Origin of the sequence: Caballeronia concitans, assembly GCF_001544615.1 — a bacterium.
Lineage (GTDB): Bacteria > Pseudomonadota > Gammaproteobacteria > Burkholderiales > Burkholderiaceae > Caballeronia > Caballeronia concitans.
The window spans coordinates 1-23,407 of record NZ_FCNV02000022.1 but is presented as its reverse complement, the minus strand read 5'-3'; the positions used below and the strand labels follow the sequence as shown (position 1 = coordinate 23,407).

Annotated in this window: 14 protein-coding genes, 4 pseudogenes and 1 other annotated feature; of the genes and pseudogenes, 9 read left to right on the top strand and 9 right to left on the bottom strand. The window is 60.5% G+C overall.

The features are described 5' to 3' along the window. Positions 1-20 precede the first annotated feature (20 nt). From AWB72_RS27325 to AWB72_RS27305, 5 genes are read left to right on the top strand one after another with little or no spacing between them, the layout of a single operon-like run. Positions 21-914, top strand: a complete 894-nt coding sequence (locus AWB72_RS27325) for a branched-chain amino acid ABC transporter permease (RefSeq protein ID WP_087129065.1) — start codon at positions 21-23, stop codon at positions 912-914. Then, entirely contained in the window at positions 907-1,794 is an 888-nt protein-coding gene (locus AWB72_RS27320; protein ID WP_208863193.1) for a branched-chain amino acid ABC transporter permease, read from the top strand. The genes AWB72_RS27325 and AWB72_RS27320 overlap by 8 nt, the downstream gene beginning before the upstream one ends. Beyond that, positions 1,791-2,600, top strand: coding sequence for an ABC transporter ATP-binding protein (locus tag AWB72_RS27315; protein ID WP_087129062.1), 810 nt, complete (start codon positions 1,791-1,793; stop codon positions 2,598-2,600). Before AWB72_RS27320 ends, AWB72_RS27315 begins: the two co-directional genes overlap by 4 nt. Further along, positions 2,597-3,316, top strand: coding sequence for an ABC transporter ATP-binding protein (locus AWB72_RS27310; protein ID WP_087129060.1), 720 nt, complete (start codon positions 2,597-2,599; stop codon positions 3,314-3,316). Before AWB72_RS27315 ends, AWB72_RS27310 begins: the two co-directional genes overlap by 4 nt. Next, positions 3,313-6,813: an indolepyruvate ferredoxin oxidoreductase family protein gene (locus tag AWB72_RS27305; RefSeq protein WP_087129059.1), complete on the top strand. Its 3,501-nt coding sequence runs from the start codon at positions 3,313-3,315 to the stop codon at positions 6,811-6,813. The genes AWB72_RS27310 and AWB72_RS27305 overlap by 4 nt, the downstream gene beginning before the upstream one ends. A 37-nt stretch (positions 6,814-6,850) precedes the next feature. On the opposite strand, the gene AWB72_RS27300 is transcribed toward AWB72_RS27305, so the two are convergent. Together AWB72_RS27300 and AWB72_RS27295 are read right to left on the bottom strand one after the other, a co-directional pair. Further along, positions 6,851-7,573: a GntR family transcriptional regulator gene (locus tag AWB72_RS27300; protein WP_087129057.1), complete on the bottom strand. Its 723-nt coding sequence runs from the start codon at positions 7,571-7,573 to the stop codon at positions 6,851-6,853. A 799-nt stretch (positions 7,574-8,372) separates the two neighbouring features. Further along, the gene (locus AWB72_RS27295) at positions 8,373-9,440 is read right to left on the bottom strand and encodes an SDR family oxidoreductase (protein WP_087129055.1); all 1,068 of its coding nucleotides are present in this window, start codon (positions 9,438-9,440) and stop codon (positions 8,373-8,375) included. A gap of 97 nt (positions 9,441-9,537) precedes the next feature. Here AWB72_RS27295 and AWB72_RS27290 point away from each other — a divergent pair, with 97 nt between their 5' ends. After that, entirely contained in the window at positions 9,538-10,452 is a 915-nt protein-coding gene (locus AWB72_RS27290) for a LysR family transcriptional regulator (protein WP_087129054.1), read from the top strand. 396 nt (positions 10,453-10,848) lie between these two features. On the opposite strand, the gene AWB72_RS27285 is transcribed toward AWB72_RS27290, so the two are convergent. Further along, entirely contained in the window at positions 10,849-13,497 is a 2,649-nt protein-coding gene (locus AWB72_RS27285; protein ID WP_244285773.1) for a hybrid sensor histidine kinase/response regulator, read from the bottom strand. A gap of 865 nt (positions 13,498-14,362) precedes the next feature. Here AWB72_RS27285 and AWB72_RS28720 point away from each other — a divergent pair. Next, positions 14,363-14,674 (top strand): hypothetical protein, encoded by a 312-nt coding sequence (locus AWB72_RS28720; protein WP_143754705.1) that lies wholly within the window; start codon positions 14,363-14,365, stop codon positions 14,672-14,674. A gap of 1,561 nt (positions 14,675-16,235) precedes the next feature. Here the strand turns inward: AWB72_RS28720 and AWB72_RS27270 are convergent. Next, complete coding sequence (locus AWB72_RS27270; protein WP_087129049.1) at positions 16,236-16,616, bottom strand: cupin domain-containing protein; 381 nt, start codon at positions 16,614-16,616, stop codon at positions 16,236-16,238. Positions 16,617-17,180: 564 nt separating this feature from the next. On the opposite strand from AWB72_RS27270, the pseudogene AWB72_RS27260 reads away from it, so the two are divergent. Next, positions 17,181-18,216 (top strand): annotated as a pseudogene (locus AWB72_RS27260) (IS481 family transposase). Here the strand turns inward: AWB72_RS27260 and AWB72_RS27255 are convergent. Together AWB72_RS27255 and AWB72_RS27250 are read right to left on the bottom strand one after the other, a co-directional pair. Next, a complete protein-coding gene (locus tag AWB72_RS27255) occupies positions 18,182-18,808 on the bottom strand; it encodes a hypothetical protein (protein ID WP_244285772.1) in 627 nt (208 codons plus the stop codon). The pseudogene AWB72_RS27260 and the gene AWB72_RS27255 sit on opposite strands and share 35 nt — an antisense overlap. Positions 18,809-18,823: 15 nt before the next feature. Then, positions 18,824-19,940 (bottom strand): annotated as a pseudogene (locus AWB72_RS27250) (IS3 family transposase). Beyond that, positions 19,598-19,714 (bottom strand) — a sequence feature (AL1L pseudoknot). (Overlaps the previous pseudogene by 117 nt.) 213 nt (positions 19,941-20,153) lie before the next feature. Here AWB72_RS27250 and AWB72_RS27245 point away from each other — a divergent pair. Beyond that, positions 20,154-21,223, top strand: a pseudogene (locus AWB72_RS27245) (IS110 family RNA-guided transposase). Between the two features lie 851 nt (positions 21,224-22,074). Here the strand turns inward: AWB72_RS27245 and AWB72_RS27240 are convergent. From AWB72_RS27240 to AWB72_RS29585, 3 genes and pseudogenes are all read right to left on the bottom strand, one after another. Further along, the gene (locus AWB72_RS27240) at positions 22,075-22,419 is read right to left on the bottom strand and encodes a hypothetical protein (RefSeq protein WP_143754704.1); all 345 of its coding nucleotides are present in this window, start codon (positions 22,417-22,419) and stop codon (positions 22,075-22,077) included. After that, positions 22,409-22,723, bottom strand: a complete 315-nt coding sequence (locus tag AWB72_RS28715; protein WP_143754703.1) for a hypothetical protein — start codon at positions 22,721-22,723, stop codon at positions 22,409-22,411. Before AWB72_RS28715 ends, AWB72_RS27240 begins: the two co-directional genes overlap by 11 nt. Positions 22,724-22,996: 273 nt before the next feature. Further along, a pseudogene (locus tag AWB72_RS29585) lies at positions 22,997-23,098 on the bottom strand (manganese catalase family protein); the annotation flags it as partial. Positions 23,099-23,407 lie beyond the last annotated feature (309 nt).

Here is a 23,407-nt window from a genome sequence, read left to right as displayed (position 1 = left end):
GCCGTTGCCGGGAGAACGTGATGTTGCAGTTCGTCATCGATCTTCTCATTCGCGCGTCGGACATCATGCTCGTCGCGGTCGGCCTGTCCGTCGTGTACTCGCTCGTGCGCTTCCCGAATGTGGCGCACGTGCAGTATGCGATGACAGGCGCCTTCGTCACGCTCGGCATGACGAAGGCGGGCATGCCGTTCGCGGCTGCGCTGTCCGTGTCGTGCATCGTGACCGGATGCCTCGCCGTCGCGCTCAACGTGTTCGTCTTCCGGCGGCTCTTGCGCTCGGGCAGTTCCATTGCGATGGTCGGCTCGCTTGCCGTATCGATGATCCTCATTGCAGTTGTGCTCGGCAGCGCGGGCTCGAGGCCGCTGCGCTACACGACCGCGCTCTCGACGCCTCTGCAATTGGGCTCGACGATGATCTCCGTCGATCAGATCACGTCGATTGCGTGCGGCTTCGGATGTGTCGCCTTGCTCGCGCTTCTGCTGTTCAAAACCGGCGTGGGCCGTTCGATGCGCGCGATGGCGAGCAACCCGGCGCTCGCGGCGGCAACGGGCGTCGACGGCGCGCGCGTGCTGAACGGCATATCGTTTCTGAGCGGCGCGCTGGCGGCGCTCGGCGGCACCATGCTCGGACTGACCGAGAACGTAGACGTGGACCTCGGCACGAACCTGCTGCTGCCCGTGTTCGCCGCAGCCATTCTCGGCGGGCTCGGCAATCCGCTGGGCGCGGCAGCGGGCGCGCTCTTGATCGCGCTGGCCGAAACGCTCGCGACGAACATCGACTTCGGCTGGATGCTCGGACGCTCGGGCGTGTATGTGCCGGTCAGTTACGTGGGCGCGGCCTCGTTCGTGATCCTGCTCGCGGCGCTGCTTCTGCGGCCTTATGGACTCTTCGACCGGGAGGTGCGCCGTGTCTAGCTTCGTGCTGCACGTGGTGACGCTCGCATGCATCTACGCGTTGATGGCGCTCGGCCTTAACCTTCAGGCGGGCTTCGCGGGCCTGCTCAATTTTGGCTTTGTCGCGTTCGTGGGAATCGGTGCTTACGCAACCGGCATCGCGTCTTCGGCAGGCTGGCCGTGCATCGTGGGCATCGTCGCGGGCATGGCGGGCGCGATGCTCGTCGGCTTCGTGATGGCGCGGCTCGGGCGCAATCTCGCATCCGATTACTGGGCGATCGCGACGCTCGCCATTGCCGAACTGATCCGCACAGTGGCGTTGAACGAAGGCTGGCTCACGGGTGGCGCGCAAGGCATCAGCGGTATCGCGCCGTTGTTTCCGCGGCTCACCGGCGCGCGCAGCGACGTCGCGTTCTTCCTGCTTGCGGTGGCGCTGCTCGCAGCCGCGTTAGTCGTGTGCACGCGTCTCGCGCGTGGACGCTACGGGCGCGCGCTGCGTCTGATGCGCGAAGAACCCGCGCTCGCGCAAAGTCTGGGCTACCGGCTCGTGCAGATGAAAACCACGGCGACGATGACCGCCGCCGCCATCGCCGCGACAGGCGGGTCGCTGCTCGCGCTTTACATGAGCTTCGTCGGCCCCGACTTCATGTTCGCGTCCGAGACCTTCGCCATCTGGACGATGGTGATGATCGGCGGCCTCGGCAACAACGCGGGCGTGGTGTTCGGCGCGCTGCTCGTCGAAGCGATCTACAGCGCGGTGCCCTTCGCGAAGGACTACCTCGACATCGGCACCGATGTGGCGGGTGCCGTGCGGCTCGGCGCAATCGGCTGCATCCTGCTTGCCTGTTTGCTGCTGCGGCCGGGCGGCCTGCTGCCTGAGCGAATCCGGAGAACCGTATGAGCGCGGTGTTGAAGCTGCGGGACGTGTACAAGTCATTCGGCGGCAATCACGTGCTCACGGGAATATCGTTCGATATCCTAAGCGGTGAGCTCGTCGGCTTGCTGGGACCCAACGGATGCGGCAAAAGCACAGTGCTCAACGCGATTACCGGCTATTGCCCCATCGAGCGAGGCAGCATCGAACTGAACGGGCAGCGCGTCGATGCGCTACCGCCCCATGAAGTCGCCGCGCGCGCCGTGCGGCGCACGTTTCAGCTACCGTCGATGCCCGCGCGCATGACCGTCGGCGAAGTGCTGATGGCCGCTTCGACGCAACGTCACGGTCTCTTTGCGACGCTCTTGCCGTCCGCGCGTACAAAGCACATCGAAGCGCAGACGCGTGAACGCGCCCGGCAATTGCTCGACGAACTGCTGCTCGCGAAAGTCGCGCATCTTCCTGCCGCTTCTATATCCGGCGGACAGAAGAAGCTGCTCGGGATTGCGTGTGCGTTGATGGGCGAACCGTCGCTGCTGCTTCTCGATGAACCGATGGCGGGCGTGCATCCGAATCTGCGCACGGAACTGATGCGTGTGCTGAAAAGCATCAACGAGCGCGGCGTCACGCTCGTCGTGGTGGAGCACGACATGCATTTCATCGCGCAGACGTGCGCGCGCTGCATCGTGCTGGATCGCGGGCGCACCGTCGCGGATTGCACGCCTTCGGAACTGGAGCATCACGAAGGCGTCGTCGAAGCGTATCTCGGGCGGACGACCAAGACCGCGACAGCGCCTCTGCGCGCGCAGGGAACGATTGGAGCGACGGCATGATTACCGTCAGCAACGTCGTCGCAGGCTACTCGCGCGATGTCGACATTCTGCGCGGCGTGTCGCTCGCTGCGAAGGAACTCGAAATCGTGACGATTCTCGGGCCGAACGGCTGCGGCAAGTCGACGTTGCTCAAGACCGTCGCGGGCTTTCTTATGCCGAGGAAAGGCGCGGTGCATCTGGACGGCATCGACGTGGGACAGGTGAGCGTGCATCGCAAGGTCCGCGCGCATCGCATCGGCTTTGTGCCGCAAACCGACAACGTGTTCGGCGCGCTCACGGTGTGGGAGAACCTCGCGCTCGGCGGACAGTTCATGCCCGAGCGGGAACGCAATGCAAGGCTCGATGAACTCTACGCGAGCTATCCGATACTAAAGACCAAACGCACGGCGCGCGCCGCGAGTCTCTCCGGCGGCGAGCGGCAGATTCTGTCGCTAGCGCGCGCGTTGATGCCGCGTCCGCGCTTTCTTTTGCTCGACGAGCCGTCGGCGGGGCTCTCGCCGCGCATGCTGGCCGAAGTGTTCGATGCCATCGTGCGCTTGCGCGATACGGAGCGCGTCGGCGTGCTGATGGTCGAGCAGAACGCGGCGCAGGCGTTGCGCATTTCGAATCGCGCGTATGTGCTGTCGATGGGCCAGGTCGCGCTGGAAGGCGATGCCGCCGACTTGCTCGCCAGCGATGAAATGCGGCGGCTCTATCTCGGCGGCAAGGTGCAATGACAACGAACGAAAAGAGCGAGGAACGCGACGTGGTTTTGCGCAAGGTGACACTGGAGGACAAGTACACGCTCGAAGAAGGGCGCGTGTTCATGACGGGCGTGCAGGCACTGGTGCGCTTGCCGCTGATGCAGCGCCGCCGCGACGATGCCGCGGGCCTGCATACCGCCGGCTATATCTCGGGCTATCGCGGCTCGCCGCTCGGCACGTACGACGCCGAACTGCAAAAAGCGAAGAAGCATCTGGATGCCGCGCATGTCGTGTTCGTTCCGGGCGTCAACGAGGATCTCGCCGCAACCGCGGTATGGGGATCGCAGCAGGCTGAGGCGGGCGGCGAAGGCAAGTACGACGGCGTGTTTTCGATCTGGTACGGCAAAGGGCCGGGCGTCGATCGCAGCGGCGACGCGTTTCGTCACGCGAATCTGGCGGGATCGTCGAAGCATGGCGGCGTGCTCTTGCTGATGGGCGACGATCATACGTGCGAGTCGTCGACGACGTGCCATCAATCGGAGTTCGCGCTCGTCGACGCATCCATTCCGGTGCTGAGTCCGAGCGGCGTGCAGGAGATACTCGACTTCGGCTTATACGGATGGGCGATGTCGCGCTATTCGGGCTGCTGGGTCGGGCTCAAATGCGTGAAGGATACGGCGGATGCGTCGGCCGTGATCGACGTCGATGCATCGCGCGTCGATGTGGTTCTGCCTGACGACGTCGCCATGCCGCCCGATGGCCTGAATCTGCGACAGCCCGATACGCCGCATGCGCAGGAATATCGCCTGCACAACTACAAGCTCGACGCCGTGCGCGTGTTCGTGCGCGCGAACCGGCTGGACCGCACGGTGCTCGGACGCGCGCGCGCGCGCATCGGCATCGTCACGCATGGCAAGAGTTATCTCGACGTGCTTCAGGCCATCGACGATCTGGGCCTCGATGAAACGCGGCTCGAAGCGATGGGCGTCGCGATCTACAAGGTCGGTTGCGTGTGGCCGCTCGAACAGGAGGGCGTGCTGGCGTTCGCGCAAGGCAAGGAACTGCTGATGGTGGTCGAAGAGAAGCGCAGTCTGCTCGAAGCGCAGATCAAGGAGATTCTCTATGGCAAGCCGCGCGCGCCGGCCGTCATCGGCAAGAAAGACGAAAGCGGCGGTAAGCTCTTTCAGGCGGAACTGTCGCTCGATTCAGTGCAGATTTCGATTGCGCTCGGCAAACGGCTTGCGTGTCTCACGAACGATACCGGCCTGGGCGAACGCGTTGCGTTCCTGCGCGAACTGCGGCGCGTGAGTTTCGCACCCGAGCCGCTGTCTCGCAACTTCTACTTTTGCAGCGGCTGCCCGCATAGCTCATCGACCGTGGTGCCCGAGGGCAGCAAGGCTTACGCGGGTATCGGTTGTAGCTGGATGGCGCAGACCATGGATCGCAGCACGCTCGGCTATACGCAGATGGGCGGCGAAGGCATGACGTGGGTGGGTGAAGCGCCGTTCTCGAAGCGCGAGCACATGTTTCAGAACATGGGCGATGGCACGTACTTCCACTCGGGCCTGCTCTCGGTGCGTGCCGCGATTGCAGCGCGCACGCGCATTACGTTCAAAATTCTCTTCAACGATGCGGTCGCGATGACGGGCGGTCAGCGTCACGACGGGCCACTCAATCCGCTCACGATTGCGCAGCAGGTTCGCGCCGAAGGCGTGACGCGCATTGCCGTGGTGTCCGACGATCCGTCCAAATATCCGCATCATTTCGCATGGCCGCAGGGCGTGACCATTCATCATCGCTCGGTGTTGCAGAACGTGCAGACCGAGTTGCGCAATGTCGATGGCGTGAGCGTGCTGATCTACGACCAGACCTGCGCTGCCGAAAAGCGACGCCGTCGCAAGCGCGGCCAGCTTGCAGACCCGCCGAAGCGTCTCTTCATCAACGACCTCGTATGCGAAGGCTGCGGTGATTGCGGCGTCAAGTCGAACTGCGTGTCGCTCACGCCGCTCGAAACCGAGTTCGGCCGCAAGCGCGCCATCGATCAAAGTGCCTGCAACAAGGACTATTCGTGCAACGAAGGTTTCTGCCCGAGCTTCGTCACCGTGCACGGCGGCACCTTGCGCCGCGTGCAGCGCAAGCCCGATGCAAGCGTATTTCCCGCATTGCCGGAGCCCGCGTTGCCGTCGCTCGAAGCGCGCGTGTTCTCCATCGTCGTGACGGGCGTGGGCGGCACGGGCGTCGTGACCATCGGCGCGATTCTCGGCATGGCGGCGCATCTCGAAGGCAAAGGCTGCGGCATTCTCGACATGGCCGGGCTCGCGCAAAAGGGTGGCTCCGTGTGGTCGCATGTGCGCCTGGGCGCGAGTCCCTCCGCGATCAAGGCGATCCGCATTGCAACCGGTGGCGTGGATGTCGTGATCGGTTGCGACATGGTCGTCGCGGCAAGTCACAAGACGCTCGCGATGACACGCCACGCATCCACTCGCATGTTCGTCAATTCGCATGAAGCGATGACCGGCGATTTCACGCGCCAGCCGGATCTCGCTTTTCCGTCGGCCGAACTGCGCGCGAGACTGACCGAAGCAGTGAGCGAGCGTCATGTCGAATTCGTCGATGCCACCGCGACTGCCCGCCGTCTGTTCGGCGACACGATGGCGAGCAACATGTTCATGCTCGGCTTCGCGTATCAGCGTGGATGCATACCGCTTCACGCCGATGCGATTGCGGCGGCCATCGAACTGAACGGCGCATCCGTCGCGCTCAATAACGACGCCTTCACCTGGGGACGGCGTTTCGCTGCCGAGCCCACGCTTGCCGCGCGCCTGTCCGAACCCGCGGACGCAACGGCGTCGTCGCGCCGCTCGACGACGCTCGACGAAATGATCGAACGGCGCGTGCAGTACCTAACGGCTTACCAGAACGCGGCGTACGCGGCGCATTATCGTGAGCTCGTGGTCCGCGTGCGACGCTGGGAACGCGCGGTGTCGGCGCGCAGCGAAGGCGTTTCGCGCGCGGTTGCGCAGAACCTGTTTCACTTGCTCGCGTACAAGGACGAATATGAAGTTGCCCGGTTATTGACCGCGCGCGAATTCATCGACGGCTTGCACGCGCAGTTCGACGGACCTGTGCGCGTCGCATTCAATCTCGCGCCGCCCGGCATCGCGCGACGCAATCCACGCACCGGCGAGCCCGTGAAGCGCGAATTCGGTTCGTGGATGTTGCCGGTCTTGCGCCTGCTCGCGCGAGGCAAGGCGCTACGCGGCACGCCGTTCGATCCATTCGGCCACACCGCCGAACGCCGCATGGAGCGTGAACTGGTGCAGCGTTACGAGAAGACCATTGCGGCGATCATCGAACACGGCACCGCGCGCAATCATGCGGCGGCGTTGCGCGCGGCGTCCATCGTGGGGACGATCCGCGGCTATGGCCACGTGAAGGCGCGCAATGTCAATGCGATAGACGCGCAGTGGCGCGAGGCGGTGGAGCAATTGCGTGCGCCCGTCGTGATTCCGTTGCAACGCGTGGCGTGAGGCGTCGGCGAAGGGGCAGCGAAGCTCGCAGGGGCGTTCAGCGTGAGAACAGCCGCACGACGCCTGCATCCACCACACGCGCGATTTCTTCCATGCGCCAGGTGATGTGCGATTCCGTCAGCGCGCGGCATCGTTCGATATCGCGGGCTTCGATGGCATCGAGAATGTCGAGGTGCTCCGCGAAGGCATCGTGGCCGCGCTGTTCGAGATCCATCCAGCGCACGAAATGAATGCGCGCGTTGATGCCGTATAGCGCGCGAACCATTTCGTTATTGCCCGCGAGCGCGACGAGCCGTACGTGAAACTCTTCGTCCTTGATGGTGAGTTCGGCGGCGCTCGTCTGGGCTTTGGTCTTCATCACTTCCTTCCAGAATTTGCGCAACGCGCGCAGATCCTTGATGCTGGCACGCTCGGCGGCGAGCAGTACGGCGGACGATTCGATGCTACGCCGTAACTCGAAGAGATCGAAGATATCCTGCCGATGCAATTCGCGCGCGAAGAAACCGCGGTTCGGCACGAAGTGCAGCAAACTTTCGGCGACGAGGCGGTTGAGAGCTTCGCGTAGTGGCGTGCGGCTCACGTCGAAACGCTGCGCGAGTTCGAGTTCGTTCACGCGCTCGCCGGGACGGATGGTGTAAAGCACCGCCATCTCCTTCAATCGCTCGTAGAGCTCGTTGACGGTCAGCCCCGGGCGCTTTGGCGGCGTCGTCTCACGAACGTTTGGACGCGTCTCCCGTAAAAGGGATGAATACCTGGGCATGTGTCGGCAATTCCTATGCTTGATCGACGGCGGCTCTTCGGCGGCGCGACGCTATGCGCTGGCATGAGCGTTCACCTTCGATAATACAACAGTGCCCACACATTCACCGACGTTGTGCGGACGCGCTTTGGCCCGTGCATACGGCTCAGAGCCGAAGTTGCCGACGGCGCGAGGCTCGCCGCGAATCGGACGTTCGCAAAGGCTAACGGATGTCTGCGCCGCTTTCACCAAAGGCTTCGCAACCACTGATTCGCCTTAGACCAAGGCGCTTCTTGATGACTTGCCGTGACGACGCAAACCTGCCGATGCGCGATTGCGCATTCGCGCGAGTTAGCTCCAGCCGTATAGCCGTTCAGCTTTCGCCCCGAGCGCGCATTTCTCAAGTTCGCAGAACGGCCGGTTCTTGTCGCTCAGTCGCCTGCCCAGTCGCCATGACACGACCAGCGGCAGTGGGTCGGAATGCGACAAGTCGGATGGCCGCAGCCGGGTTAGGTCGTTGAGGATGTCGCGCTAACCTCCGCCAGGCGATTTGCTGCCGAGACGACAGCCTGGATGACCAAAACACTCGGTTAGCCGCCGTCAACGACCTGACAGTGCGACCGACCGTAGTGGGTCGGGTCGCGCCAGCCCCGTCTTTCAGCTCATCGCCGAAAACCGGTCGGTGAGGTTCCGCTTTCCCAAACGGCCTGTCGTCAGCGCACGTTCCCGACCCTCAGCAGCCAATTCCTGTCATTCAGTCAGACGGCAGGATCGACACTTAGATGTCCCATCGACCCAGATCGCGGCCGCTCGCTACTCCTCAGCCGGGAATGAGATGTTCTGCCTTCAATCGCTCGAAAAGATCGAAGAACGCATCTGGCGTACCTTGGTAATCGAGGAACCCGGCCTTGCGGCTTTTGGTCATGTCCGTCACGACTTCCATCGGACGCCCAAGATCAGCGTCGGTGTGCCACCACGAAGCGAGCCGGTCGATGTCCGCCTCCAGCAGGTCGTACTTTGCGGCGACGTCGCGCCATTGCTGCGCGGCCCCCTGCATCCGGCCTTCGAGTGGTCGCATGACGCCGTCGAATGGCGCTGCTTCAATGCCAAAATAATCGGCCAGTTGCGACCACATCGTCTTCCAGCGGAACACATCGCCGTTCACCACGTTGAAGTCCTCGTTGCGGGCCGCCTTGCTCGTCGAGGCCCATTCGAGATGCCGCGCAAGCAAGCGTGCGTCGGTCATGTCCGTGAGGCCATTCCACTGCGCCGCGGAGCCGGGGAAAATGAACGGCTGCCCGGTATATCGGCATAGCGTCGCGTAGACGGCGAGCGTCTGCCCCATGTTCATTGCGTTGCCGGGCGCAAAGCCGATGACCGTGTGCGGGCGATGTACGCTCCACGTGAAGCCGTCGCGGGCGGCCGCGTCGAAGAGTCGGTCTTCCTGCTCGTAGTAGAAGTTCTCGACCGGCTGACGCCCCTGCGATTCACGAAACGGTGTATCGGGAACGGCGCCGGATGCGTAGGCCTCGAACGGGCCGAGATAGTGCTTCAGTCCTGTCACCAGCGCTGCATGTTCGAGCTTTGTGCTCGGGCCTAGCGAATCGAGGACGTGACGGACCATCGCGCCGTTGACGCGGATGTTCTCCTTCTCGTTCGCCTGCCGCGCCCATGCGGTGAAAAACACGTGGCTGACGTCGATGCCGGCCGTCGCGGCGGCGACGGATTCGGCCGACGTGAGATCCGCAATAACGGGCTGGCACCCCGGTACGCCGGCAGTACGTCCGCGCGATAGCCCATAAACGCTCCATCCGCTCGACAGCAGGCGTTCCGCAAGGGCTCGCCCGACGATGCCGCTGGCGCCGACGATCAGTGCTCGATGACTCATCCTTAACTCCGAGTTTCGCTTAGAGCATGAGGATACTTCAGACGACAGTTCCCGTTTAGGATAATATCTCTGAACTCAAACGAATTTATGTCATCAATTGCCTGCTATCCCGACCGAACGCCTGAAGGGCATTGTTCCGTTTGTCTGCGCTGCAGATACAGGAGGTTTCACGGCCGCGGCCGTGCGGCTGAACCTCACAAGTTCGGCAGTGAGCAAGAGCGTCGCCCGGCTCGAAACGCGGCTCGGCGTCGTGCTTTTCGAGCGGACGACGCGCAGCCTCAAGCTCACCGACGCGGGGCGGGCGTTCTATGAAACCTGCACGCGCATTCTGGCGGAACTTGCCGAGGCGGAAGCCGTTCTCGCGGCGCAAAAGCGCGAGCCGGTCGGTACTGTGCGCGTCGCGTTGCCGGCGTCGTTCGGCCGTCTGTGCGTGGTCCCGGTGCTGTTGCGTTTCTCCGCACGGTATCCGGACGTGCGACCGCACCTGTTGTTCGCGGATCGCTTCGTCGATCTTGCCGATGAACGCATCGATCTCGCGGTGCGCATCGGCGGCCCGCCGGATCTACCGTCGTCGCTCAGCCGGCGCTTTTTAGGTCGCGAACGACTTATCTTCTGCGCCTCGCCAGCCTATCTTGAGAAAAGCGGCGTCCCGAAAACGATCGACGATCTGCAGGAACACACCTGCGTCGTGTACGGACGGCCCGACGGCACGCAGTCCCCGTGGGCGTATGCTATGGCGGACGGGCAAGTAGGTCAGTGTGTCGTGCGTCCGCATATCGTGGCAGGCGACGCCGAGGCGCAACTAGCATTCGTGCGGGCGGGATTCGGCATCGCCCAACTCGCGACCTGGTTGGTACGGGATGATCTGGAGGCCGGCCGCCTCGTCAATATCTTTCATGGAGCCGCAACAGACGGCTTGCCACTCAGCCTGCTCTGGCCGGTCGCGCGGCAGTTGACGCCGAAGGTTCATGCGCTGGCAGAGATGCTCGAAGCGCATCTGCATATTCGATGAACCAGAATGTTCGATTCCCCTATCGATCTCTCGCTGGAATGATTCCGGTCACAGGAACCGTACGCTTCATCCTCAGTGTCTCTCCGTTAATGCGCGGGCGCAGCGTGGGGTAATCGTTTGCGAAAACGCTGTTTAGTCAGGCCGATCACAAAGACAATGACGTGCCCGCGAAACAGGACGAGTAAGCGTCTGTTCTAGACCCGAGACCCGTCATACTCAGTTTGTCGCGCCGACGGACTGCTTCGGGTCGCACTCGGCTGCTCGCGACGCGACGACGCAGAGCGGTTCGATGCAAGACGCATCGGGGAGTAGCCGGCCATGTGCAGAAGCGTTCACGGCAGATTGATGCTCGCGCGAGCCGATGCGCGATAAATGGAGCGACCTGACCGACTGTCGTCAGTGCCGCGACGATTCGGCGGTGACGTCACAGCTCGCGAGAAGGTCGAGGAGTGCGTTGATATCCACCGGTTTGACGAAGTGATGGTCGAAGCCAGCCGCTTGCGCCTTTAGCCGGTCTTCTGCCTGCCCGTAGCCGGTAATGGCAATGAGGACAGGGGACTTCTGTCCCTTGGCACGTAAGTGGACTGCCAGTTGATATCCATCCATTTCCGGCAAGCCGATATCCAGCAAGGCGACGTCAGGCTGAAACGACGAGGCCGCTGCCAGGGCGTCGTGGGAGCCGTAGCACGTGTGCGTCTCATGCCCTTCAGACTGGCAAACCAGAGCCAGCGAGTCCGCAGCATCGCGATTGTCGTCGACAACCAAGATGCGAAGCGTATTCCGTGGTGACCGCAAGGGCACCGTTTGATTGCCGACCTCGGAGACTTCCTCTTGTCGATTCAAGCGCGGAAACGACAGGGTGACTGTTGTTCCACGCCCCGGTCCGGGACTTTGGATATGTATCGATCCCTCGTGCATATGGACCAACTTGCGCACGAGGGATAATCCGATGCCCAAGCCGCCTTTCGCGCGATCGAGAGTGCGCTCGCCCTGAGAAAACAGATCAAAAATTCTTGGAAGCAAATCCGCGGCAATGCCGGCGCCAGTGTCCTCGACGACAACATTGACTTGCGCTGAGTTCGCCGATACGCGAACGCGGATGTCGCCGCCAGCGGGCGTGTACTTGCAAGCGTTGTGCAGGACGTTGACGACAATCTGCGCCATTCGCGTCGTGTCCCCGCATACCCATACGGTTTCCCGCGGAACGTCGATCGTAAGCGTTTGTTTACTCTCCTCGACTTGTTGGGCCACTGACTCGGCAGCGCCATAGATAACCCCACCTATCAAAAGAGGTTCCCGCTTCAGGACGATGCGGCCCTGGGTGATCCTTGAGACTTCAAGCAAATCGTCGACGAGCCGGGTCATGTGCGAGATTTGGCGCTCCATCGAGGCGATCAGTGCCTCAGCGTTTCCCACCGTTGCGCCCCGGCGGAACAAGCTCACCACCGTTCTGAGCGGCGCGAGTGGAGTTCTCAGCTCATGTGCCAGCATTGCCAGGAACTCGTCTTTGCGCTTGTCGGCGTCTCGTAACGCGATCTCCATCCGCTTGCGTTCGCTGACATCAGAAAGACTAGCAACAATAAGGTCAGCGAGGCCGTCTTGGCCGCGTTGCAGCACTGCACTCCCGTTCATCCAATGCTCGGCGCCGGAAAGCCGGATGCGTACTTCGAAATGAACGGCGTCGTCTCTATTCGCGCTTAGCCGCCGAATACCGTGTTCGAGTACAGGCCGGTCGTCCACGTGAACCCGGGCCATCGCCTGGTCGTAAGGAAGCTTGGTCACTGACGTCGAACTGACCTGCAAAGGTGCACTCGCGCCTTCAATCGAGAAGACGTAACTGCCGAGATCGAGCGTGACGATAATGATGCTTGCTGCTTTCATCGCCACGGCGAGCCGCAAGTTACGTGCTTCACTAACCGCCTGAGCATGCCGTTGCTCGGTCACGTCCATGGTCGTCCCAAACCATTCGTACAGCGCCCCGCTTTCGTCGCACAATGGTACGGCTCTCGCGAGCATCATTCGGTACTTGCCGTCGGCCCTTCGCATCCGGAAGCATGCCTCGCGAGGGCCCAATTCGCGCAGCGCCTCCGTCCACTTCTCGTTCAAGTTGTCTCTGTCATCCGGATGCACAAGCGACATCCATTGATGCCCGACAAGTTGTTCGCTGTTCATACCTGTGAACGCCTGCCATTCACCGTCGATTGGCTGCATTTCTCCGTGACAGTTTGCCGACCAAACGAGCGCGCCGGACGAACGGGCAAGCTCTCGATAGCGTCGCTCGCTTAGGCGAAGGGTCGCTGCCGCAGCGCGAATCTCTGACACGTCAAACGTGACGCCGAACACCCGGGGAGAGCCGCCCGAAGTTTGCCGCAGCACGTGAGCCTTTAAGCGTAGCCACCGTATCGCCGCGGAGTCCGTTGAGATGGGGAACTCTATCTCAAACGAACCGCCTCGAGCGAGGGCATCAGCAATTGACGTCAAGAATCGCTCGCGATTCTCCTCGGCTACCTTCCCCCAGAGCAACTTGAGTGGCACCTCTGTCATGTTGGCGTCGATGCCGTAAAGCCGGGCAAGAACAGGCGTTATCCGGGCGTTGCCCGCCGCAAGATCCCATTCCCATGCACCTAGGTCGGCCGCTTCAAAAGCGGATAAGAGACGCGCCTCGCTCTCTGCATGAAGGTGCCACCCACGCTTGCATTCGTCGACGTCAATTCCGATTATTTGAAATTCCAGCAGGCTAGTAGCAAGTTCCTCGGTTCGCTGAAGGTACAACCGGTGCCACCTTAGTTCGTCGTCAGTACCGAGTAACCTCGCGTACACACTTTCCTCACGGCAAACCGAGCCGAGGGCTAAGACCTTACATTCGACTGCTGCCACATCGACGGGCGCGATGAGTCGCCGCCAGGGGAGTCCGGCGTTTTCCAAGCATGTGCCGAAATACCGCCGGGCGGCCTCATTTGCATGCGCCACCGCACCGTCCCCATCAACCGTCAAAAGAAGCAGATGTGTCGATTCAGTGAGGCATGCTGTGTGCATAAAATACATATCTCGATGCGTGTTTAGCCGGCGTTTTGACAGAGCCCAAACCAGGCAGTTTAGGGTACCGCAACGATTAGGGAAGCTAACGACGCAAACACGTGGCGCAGTGCGTTACGCACAACCCTACTTGGACCTATAAGGTATTCGCGGCAGCCGATGTCGAGCCGGATTCGCCGGTCCGAATGTTTCGGGAATGTTCGCGTCGTTGGAATCAATGTGTTCCTAGCGGGAAGCGAGCGCTCGCTCGAGATCATCGTGGTTCGTTTCGACATATTTGCGCGCCCACAAGACAGCTTCATACTCGGCAGCGAGGCTCGTTCCCGCAAGTCGGGGGCAAACAAACGCCACCTTGGGCACGATGCCTCCCCGCCCGACGTCACTGATTCGGGAGAAACGAACGATGCATCTCCAGCCCCGCGCTTCGTCTTTCGAAGGAACGCACTCAACAAAGTAAGCACCTGCTTTATACATCGCGCCACCTTTTACGCTTACGTAACGGTTTTACTTCATAGAAGCGGCTGGACGCAATGGCAAGAAGGGCTCCCTACTACGAAAAGACGGGCGCGATTCGACGTTTGATTTTTGTTCCGGCGTTTGCTTCCGGCTGTTCGTGCTTTCTGAAGAGCGGGACAACTCACGGCATGGCGCTTCGAGGCTAAGCCGCCACGAGCACCGATGCTAACGTTCACCGGTGTTTCGTCAGGCAATCGGCGGTCGCGAACCGGTTTGATCGCTCCTGAATAGCGCTTCGTGCACCGCTCAAAGCATTAGAACGGCTGCGTCCTGGCTCCGATCTCTCCGAAAGGTCGGGCGAGCGACAGATGGCGCATTAATTGCTAACAGCGTACCAAAGTGTCCATTAGGCAGGATGATGAAAGCTACGATTTGGGGCCATACCCAGCTGCCGGAAGGGCATGAAGAGGTTCATCGTTTCGCTTTTGAACTGCACGACGGAAGTAAAGCGCCGCCCGTCCGCGAATCTGTTTCCCTGCGCACTGCACGTGTCGTTGTCGCGCATCTACAAGATGGCAACGCGTTAATCCAGATGTTCCGCGCCATCGTAAGTAGCGACGCGGCGGGCTACGATCACTTGGTCGGGCAGAGCTTTGAGGATGATTTCGTCGAGAATGGTCCAAGCGATCGCGTCGATGACTCGTCCGGATGGCAGAACGCCAATCGTTGACCGCCGACGTCGAAGACGAGTAGGCCGCAGCAGACAGCGGGCGGCTTAGATCAGCTTCCGCAAAGCGAACTACAGCTCCCCGCGCCACGTTCGAATGACCGATACACTCACTCACCCGCCGTCGAGCTTCGGACTATTCGACCGTCGGCAACGGGTCGTGAAGACTCATACTCATACGGAGTCGCGAAAGAGCATATCCAATTGTGCAGCGTCGGCAGCGATGGAAAGCGGCAATGAGAGGCCGGACGGCGGGTGAGCACCGAACGTCGACAGGGACGAACCCGCCGACTCGCCAAGAACTAATGTTCATATTGCCGACGAAGAGGTCCTGCACACCCGGTTCAAACTGCCGAGCTGTGACCAAGGACGTCCTTACGCGACCAGCGCATATGGCTCCATAGCCTGCCGCGTTTCGCCCTGCACCGCGAGCGCAAAAGCGCGCATCGCAGCACAGCCGGATCGAAGGAGTGCCTCGGGAAAAAGCTACCTCAGCGCAAACATCTTCCCAGTGAGCCGCTCTGCGATATCAGCGTTTCCGGCAGTCCGAAATCAGCGGGCGTTCGTCGCCGGGGACTCGTCCGCGGATGGCCGGCCAGCTGAATGCGTCCCCAAGATCACCGGCAATTGCCCGACTGCGACGTCGTGCTGTCTTCTACGCCATGCTTTCCCGACGTGGGTTGCTCCAACTTCACAAGAGGCCGATCTCGACAGGCTGCTCGGACATCGTAATGGTATGCTTGATTTTTGGCATCGGTCTTCGACTGCTGAAGAGAGGCCGCTCTCTTTTGCGGCAATCTTCAGCTTACGAAGGCATCGGAGAAGCGCAACGGGACACCGCAGACAAAGACAAAGATCGACAAACTTTGACGTTGTCGTAAAATTATGCGCACGGGCTGCTCTGTTTCCGAGCTGCAGTCTTACTTGCGACTACTCGATGCGGTTTTCCCGTATGAGATACATGTTGCACCGGATGGTTCTAAGAGGATCGGGGACGCCTGGCGCTACCTCGATGTGCGACAGGCAAGGCTTCTAGCGCGCTGGCTCATTGCGCAGAATGCCTGGGAGCGGCGGTTCCCTGTTTGCTTCGACGGCGTCAGAACGGCTATTACGGCGTTACGTGAGATTGCTGAGCAAGCGGTGAGACGATGGAGGTGCATGCATGTCCATCATGCGCCTCGGGCAGCGAGAAGTGGTTGCGACGAAACCGCGTATTGGGTCGTCCGCAACTCAATGAACGCCAAAGTATTCGAGTTCGCATGAGGATGCAGTTGTCGACACGCTCATGCGGACGGAGCTTGAGACGTTGTCGGTTGGGCGACCATCAGCATGCCTTCCTCGCGAGCTACCTGGAGATTCTCAGCGACATCGCCGATGATGCCGACGGACCCGTTAATCGCCACCTTTCCGCACTCGCTACGAAGTACACGCCCGCTCTCCAGTACCTGAAGGATCAGAAGTCACGAAAGCGCGGAGATAACAATGGCGTACTGCCTGAACTCGCAGTCATCTATCAGCGGAACCGATAACGGCCGCCGCGTTGTCGATGCATCGAGCGACAGCGTTATTTTTTCAAGTAGACAAGGAAAAGAACCAGGTCGTCGTCGCCGACGTTCTTAAGGATATAGGCGGGACTGGCTTCCAGAACCTTTACTTCATCTGTCTTATACTGGCCTTCCTCTTTCCGTCCATCTGCATAGATGCGTACAAAGCGCCCGCCCTTGATGGCACGAGAGACCCGAAAGGGCCTTGCCATGTTCGCACTCTCCGCGCCGGGCTTGAAAGTAAGCTCCGCCACCCTTACCCGCTCGTTGTCGACATAGACCTTCTGTTCGACGGCTGGCGCTGGCGAGGACTTCGTTTGCTGACTCCACCCGGTATTGCAACAAACGCAAAGCAGTAGGGCGGTTAGCATGCCAGCAGCTTGTTTGATCGTCTTCTTCATGGCTCCCCCGGGCTTTCCTCAGGGTGGTACTGCATCAAAAAGGAACGGCGTCGGCGAGGTCCGACCGACAGCAATGAATACCAATTTCATGCTTCGACTCGACGCGGATTGCATGCTACTGCGATCGTTTTGTGCGTGAACCGTTGACACCGCCTGACGGAAGGCTAGTACAGCGACTACAAAACAGCAAAGGATAATGATCCGCAACCGCCGATGAAGAAACTCGCGAACGAGGCTGCACCGCAGAAGTCGGACGCCAGTCGAACCTCCGGGCGGGGTGCTTCTCGCGCCAGGGGTTGGCGGCGTAAGGGCGGCCAGTGCGGCCGGTATCGAGCGCGAGAACGATTACTACATTGCGCGGTTCGAGCGGTCCACGCTGAAGCAGATGCAGGGCGAAGGCTCGTCTGATCCGGAGGCGGCCGCGCGCTTCGACATGCGCAACCGTTCTGTCATTGGGCTGCGGAGACGGCAGTATGATAAGCGCGGTTTAGCCGCTTTGCCTGCGCGCCCGCGGTATCCGTCAGCTGTGTGATTCATAGACATCGTTTCAACTAGAATGAAGCGATGGACCGCGAGATTGCAACACGATTACAGTGGGTATCGATGTATCACAAGACCGGCAACGCCGGTCTCGTATGCGCACGGTGTGGCATCTCAAGACCGACACTTCGCAAGTGGTTACGACGCTATCAGGATGCTGGAGAAGAAGGTCTTCGTTCTCAAAGTCGCCGCCCTTCTCAACAGTCCGAACCGGAAGGTCGCCGAGACTGACCGGGCGACGATTCTACGACTGCGTGCCGAGCACGAGGGAGCACGGCGGATCCAGAACGAGTTGCGACTCCGCGAGCAAAGAGAGTTGTCCCTAGCAACCATTCACAAGGTTCTATGCGAAGCGTCTGTGAAGCCGTTGGTACGTTCCCGGCGGCCGGCACATCTCAAACTCTATAGCCGCCCGGTTCCGGGGGATCGGGTCCAGATGGACACAATGAAGATCGCGCGAGGCGTCTATCAGTACACGGCCATCGACGACTGCTCGCGCTTCCGCGTACTGGCCGTCTATCCCCGCAGAAACGCCCGTAATACACTGCTTTTTCTTGATCGCGTGATCGAGGAGATGCCGCTTCCTATCCAGCGTATCCAGGCCGATAGGGGCGGCGAGTTCTTCGCCGAATCAGTGCAGCGGCGTTTGATGAGCGAGTGCATCAAATTTCGACCGATTCCGCCACGCTCGCCACACCTCAATGGCAAGGTCGAGCGCCCGCAGCTTACTGATCTTAACGAATTCTGGTCCCACCGTACTCCAACCGAGGATGCGATTGACCGGCGAATTGAGGAGTGGCAGTTCGAGTACAACTGGCGCCGCCTACACGGCTCACTCGGGGGCAAGACTCCGGTTGACCGAATCGCGGAAGTGAGCGAAATCACCCCTCTCGCGGAGCAGGTGGAAAGCGCCTACGACGAGGAGAAAGAGCGAATCCGACATCGCGAATGGCGAGTCGACAAGATCCTTGCCCAGCATCATCGGCGCGCGCTTGATGTTGCGACTCCGGTAGAAAACGCGAGGTCTAGAACGCCAAGAAAAGCGTCTTCAAGAAAGTGAAATGATGTCTGTGAATCGCACACGTCAGCGCATCCCGCGTTGACAGGTTCATCAGATATCGAGGATCTTCCGCAGTAGACCGTACGAGACGCGCCAGTGTCCTTCGGGATCTGTCACGGCGATGGACGCCGTTTTTCGCATTGAGTCTGACGACGGTTCCAACACGCTCGTTCAGATGTTTGTCGGTGAATCCCACGGTGTCGCCGATGAAGAACTCTTCGGGGCGCGGGCGAGGTGGCGGCGCTTCCTTTTGAGTCGGGGCTGCGGTGGCATCGAGGAGAATCGCCGCATACAACACTGCCCATCGGCGGCGAGTTACGTTGTCCTGTATGACCGCTTGCGTATGTCGCAGCTCGGTGACAGTGCCTTCCAAAGGGGCCCCCAACGGGTTGTCACCGATGTATCTGACGGTCATCCCAATGTGCAGTCGTTGACGAACTTCGAAAGTGCGTCGGGGGTCATCGAGCATTTTGCCGATGGTCAGATAGAGGCGATATACCTCGCTGGGCGCCTGCCGAAGGGAGTCCTGAACCGCCCCGGCTTTGTCGGAGACCGCCGATTCTGGCGCTACGCCGCGCGAGGGCAGCTTCATAGTCCGATTGTAGGCCTACTCAGCCTCCGCCGGCGACACATACCCGGGCGGGCCGAGCAACCGATGATGGTTATACCATTGAAACCATTCAGCGCGGCGAGCTGGACGTCGTGCAGCGATTCAAGAACGTCGATGCACAAGTTTCGCCTTTTACAAGCCGTTGATCGTCTCGGCCATAGCATTGTCATAGGAGTCGCCCAGTTCCGACTGATGGTTCAAGGCCAACGTCCCCCGAATGTTCGGCGTACCAAATGTTGAGATATGGCGACCCGCGATCGCTGTGATGGACGAGCCAGGCAATTGCGCACGATCGTGTAACGCCTGGTTCAGCGCGTCCAGCACGAAGTCAGTCTTCATCGATACCGCCACGCGCCAACCGACGATACGGCGCGCGAACACATCGTTCATGAAGGCCACGTAGACGAAGCCCGCCCACGTCCAACAATAGGTGAGATCCGCGACCCACAGCGCGTTAGGACACTCGGCTCGGAACTGACGTTTGACCCGGTCCGGCGGTCACGGCACCCCATCGTCACGCTGCGTCGTCTTGATCCGGCGCCCACGGCGCACGCCTTCGCGGCCCATCACCTTCGTCAGGCGCGCGGCCGTGCAGCGCGCGACCCTGATGCCATCGCGCAACAACTGGCGCCAGACCTTGCGCACTCCATACACGCCGAAGTTCTCGTCCCAGACCGCCCGGATGAAAGTCTTCAGTTCAATATCGCGACGCGCTCGTGCTGGCCATTGCTCCGGATCGCTGCGCCGCCCGGCGTGCCGGTAATGCGTCGACGGCGCGATCGGCAGCAGGCTGCAGATCGGCGCGATACCGTAGACGTCGCGATGCTCGTCGATGAACGCGATCATGGCTTCGATCGGCGGTCGAGCTCCGCTTGCGCGAAATATGCGGAGGCCTTGCGCAGGATCTCGTTGGCCGTGCGCAGTTCACGATTCTCGCGCTCCAGTTCCTTCAGACGCGCCAGCTCCAGAGTTGTCGCGCCCGCTCGTTGTCCACGGTCGCGTTCAGCCTAAATGATCCAGTTGCGAAGCGTCTCGCGCGACATCCCCATCTTTGAGGTGATCGAGCCGATCGCCGCCCTCTGCGTTTGATACTCGTGTGGTGCTCAGGCACCATCCGGATCGCTCGCTTACGGACCTCATCCAAATATTCGCGTCCCTGTGCGCTTCATTGTGTTGCCTTCGTTTCCACGCTTCGGATCCCCCGTTACAGCCAAGACCCGAATCTCCTACACTTCCGGGAATTGGTAAGGACCTCCCCATGGCCAGAGCGGTATCTATCGGTGTCATCATGGCTGTTGCTACGCAACCTTCAGCGAAGGGGGAAGTCATGGAACGGATTACTCGCGTTGGTGTAGATCTCGCCAAGAATGTGATGCAGGTCCACGCAGTTGACGGCGCCGACCGTGTAGTTGCACGCAAGGCGATTTCTCGCGAACGGTTTGTGAGCTGGTTTGCCAATCTTGAGCCTTGCCTGGTCGCGATGGAAGCGTGCGGCGGTGCCCATTATTGGGTCCGCAAGCTACGCGCGCTCGGACATGATGTCCGTCTCATTCCACCACAGTTCGCTGCCCCTTATCGCAGAGGAGGCCCACACGTGAAGAATGACGCACAGGATGCCGAAGCGATCTGCGAGGCGGCAAGCCGCCCACAGATGCGCTTCGTGCCGATCAAGTCACCTGCCCAGCAAAGTGTGCTTGTACTTCACCGCATGCGGACCGGGTTCGTCGAGGAGCGTACCGCACTGGTAAATAGGTTGCGCGGGCTTCTTGCCGAGTTCGGCGTGTTTCTGCCGCAAGGCATTCGTTCGTTACACAAGCACTTGGTCGACCGTCTCGAGGACGGTAGCAACGAACTTGGAGGTCCCGCGCGCCAAGCGCTGATGCGGGGCTGGGCGCAGTGCCAGGTGCTCGATCAGGAAATCGCGTGCCTCGACAAACAGATCGCTGAACACGCCGTCCACGACGAACAGGCGCAACGCTGCATGGAGGTGTGTGGCGTCGGCCCTCTGACCGCATCTGCCGCTGTCGCAACCGTTGTCAACGCACGGCAATTCAAAAATGGTCGGCAGATGGCAGCCTGGATCGGTACCGTACCCAGGCAGAATAGCAGCGGCGGCAAACAACGGCTCGGACGCATTACCAGACAAGGTAACGACTATCTGCGAACGTTGCTATATCAAGGTGCGCGTTCGGCCATCTTACTGCACCGCGACGCGTCGATAGGCTCTCGCGCTGGATCGTTCAGCTGCAGGCCCGCATCGGCTATTACAAGACCTTGGTCGCCGTCGCCAACAAGCATGCGCGCATTCTTTGGGCCGTGTTCGCGAAGGGCGAGAAACTCGATCCATCACATGTAAGCGGTGTTCCGTGTGTGGTGATTCGCGCAACAGACATTTGAACCGGGAGCCGACAAGAAGTTACTTCCCACTCGAAGACGCATAGGTAAAGGATAGCGAACAGGTCAGACCGGCAGCGGGCGAACTCGATGAACCGTAAGGCGCCACAGCGCATCGAATCGCCGACCCGGGGATGGAGTCCCGCTGCGCGGTTACTATCAGGGACCGGGCGGAGCAGATGTCATCGCGCCCAGAAAGGCCGTTTATAGGCATGCAGTCTGTCTCCTCGCCATCCCTGCCACTCACGACTCGAGTGATATCGGTGCCCAACCAATGAATCATAAAAATCGCTTGCACAAATGGGGAGGTGCTTACAGGCGGTTCATCGCGCCAACGCGTTTTTGAGATACGCGGTGGTGCCGGCCGAGCGGAATGCGTGATTCACAATCGGGTGCCAATGTCGGCGGCCAGCGCCCGTCGCCGCACCATCGCATAAAGCGTTCGCTCGGGGCAACGGCTTGATGCTCAGTTGCCGGATCCCTCCCGCAATGGTGCAAAGCCGCGGACTATTAGGCTCGTCGCGTAGCCCCGTCTCGTCCAAATACGCATGCAGGTACGCATCGAGCGTGGGATGACAGGGCATCGCGTGCGCCTTGGCACCGTCGTCAGGCTGATTTCGAACCGGCGTCGATCGCCGTGACACACTCCGAAGGACATCGGTGCGTCTTGTACGCTCGATTACGGAAATCCTCAATATGTGATTGAAGTCCTGTTAACACGGAATGCGCCGACGGATACGCGTCAAATCCCACGCCCGTATCCTGCTGTCAATTGCAAGGTTGAACAGCGTTAGCTCACGAGCGCGCCGACTCACGAGCATGGACGACATCTGGAGTCTGACTCAACAGGATAATCATTTCTGTCCGTGGCGCGTCTTGAGCGCGTGAACTTCGGCTGCCCCGGCTCCGGTCAGACTGTAGGAGAAATAGAACGAAGCGCCGCTTTGCACGTTACTCGCCGATTTGCGGGCGAGCAGCCCGCGTTCACGGAGTTCGACGAGGTCGTCCGCAAGATGCCGCGCCCTTAACCGGCCGTATCGGCGAGCACCCGGCATACGCGTGGCAGCAATGTAGTGCTCGATAAGTTCCGGGTTGATGGTATTAACCGCTTGCCCATAGCGGCCGGAATGAATGGCCAGCAGTAGCCATTCGAGTCTGTCTCGCAACGACAGCCTGCGAGCGTCTGCGTTATTTGCCATGCTGGCAAACTGCTGAAAAGTCGCCGCCAAGGGGTCCGGAAGTTTTTTTCGTCCTTGGCGATATAAACGCTTTTGTATTTTCCTTGCACACGCCATCTACCCAATATTTCCAGTAGGTAAGTCGACTAAGCAAGCGATTGACGGAGAATGCCTTTTGCGATGTTTTGAGATCATCAGAACCGCCGCGATGTGTGAGGTTCCGCAGAACAAAATAACGCTCGAAAATACATTGCTTTATTATTGCAGGCATTGCATTTAATGCGGGGATTTCTGTGGCAATGAAGCCGATCAATGTTTCGCCCATGGCGACCTCCTGTGAGCCACGCACGACCGACCATGGCTACTCAGTCTGTCATCATAACTTAGTATCTTATTTACCCGATGAAATAATTAAGAATGCACAAACCTGCATGCTACAAGGAATACTCTGAACCTAAATTCACTGTTCGTTTTCAAAGCTAAATTTTTCGGGCTTTTTGGGGGGAAACCGGCTGAGCCGCCCCCGCTTTTTTAGCGGAAGGACTCGGCCGCCGCCGGCGTCTGCGATCGGACACCGGCGAGCGTCTGAGATGAGCCGTTACTTTGTCTGGCCGGGGCCGAGGTCCGCGCCAGTGACCGGATCGCTGGCGGTGTCGGATGCGGTGCGTGCGGCCATTGCCTGCAGGGTTTCGACATCTTGCGCCGGTCATGAATTCGCCCCTGGTGATCGCCGAGCGCCAGCGTTCCGAGGGCTGCAGCGTTGGTTGGCTTGGCGCAGAACGCGTCGAATCCAGCCTGCTTAGTCGTTGACCTGCTTTTACCTCTTGCGCGGCTTGATCATGTACCCGCGAAGCGAAAGTGCATCGCTTAAATGCGCAATCTGGACGCGTAGAAGGAAGGACGCGGTTGGAAGTCCGCGGGTCCTCGTTGTTGACTTATGTGTAGTGCGCGGTTATGTGGAGTTCCCTCTGGGCGCTGCTTCGGCGCGGGGTTGGGTCAGGAGTTCGTC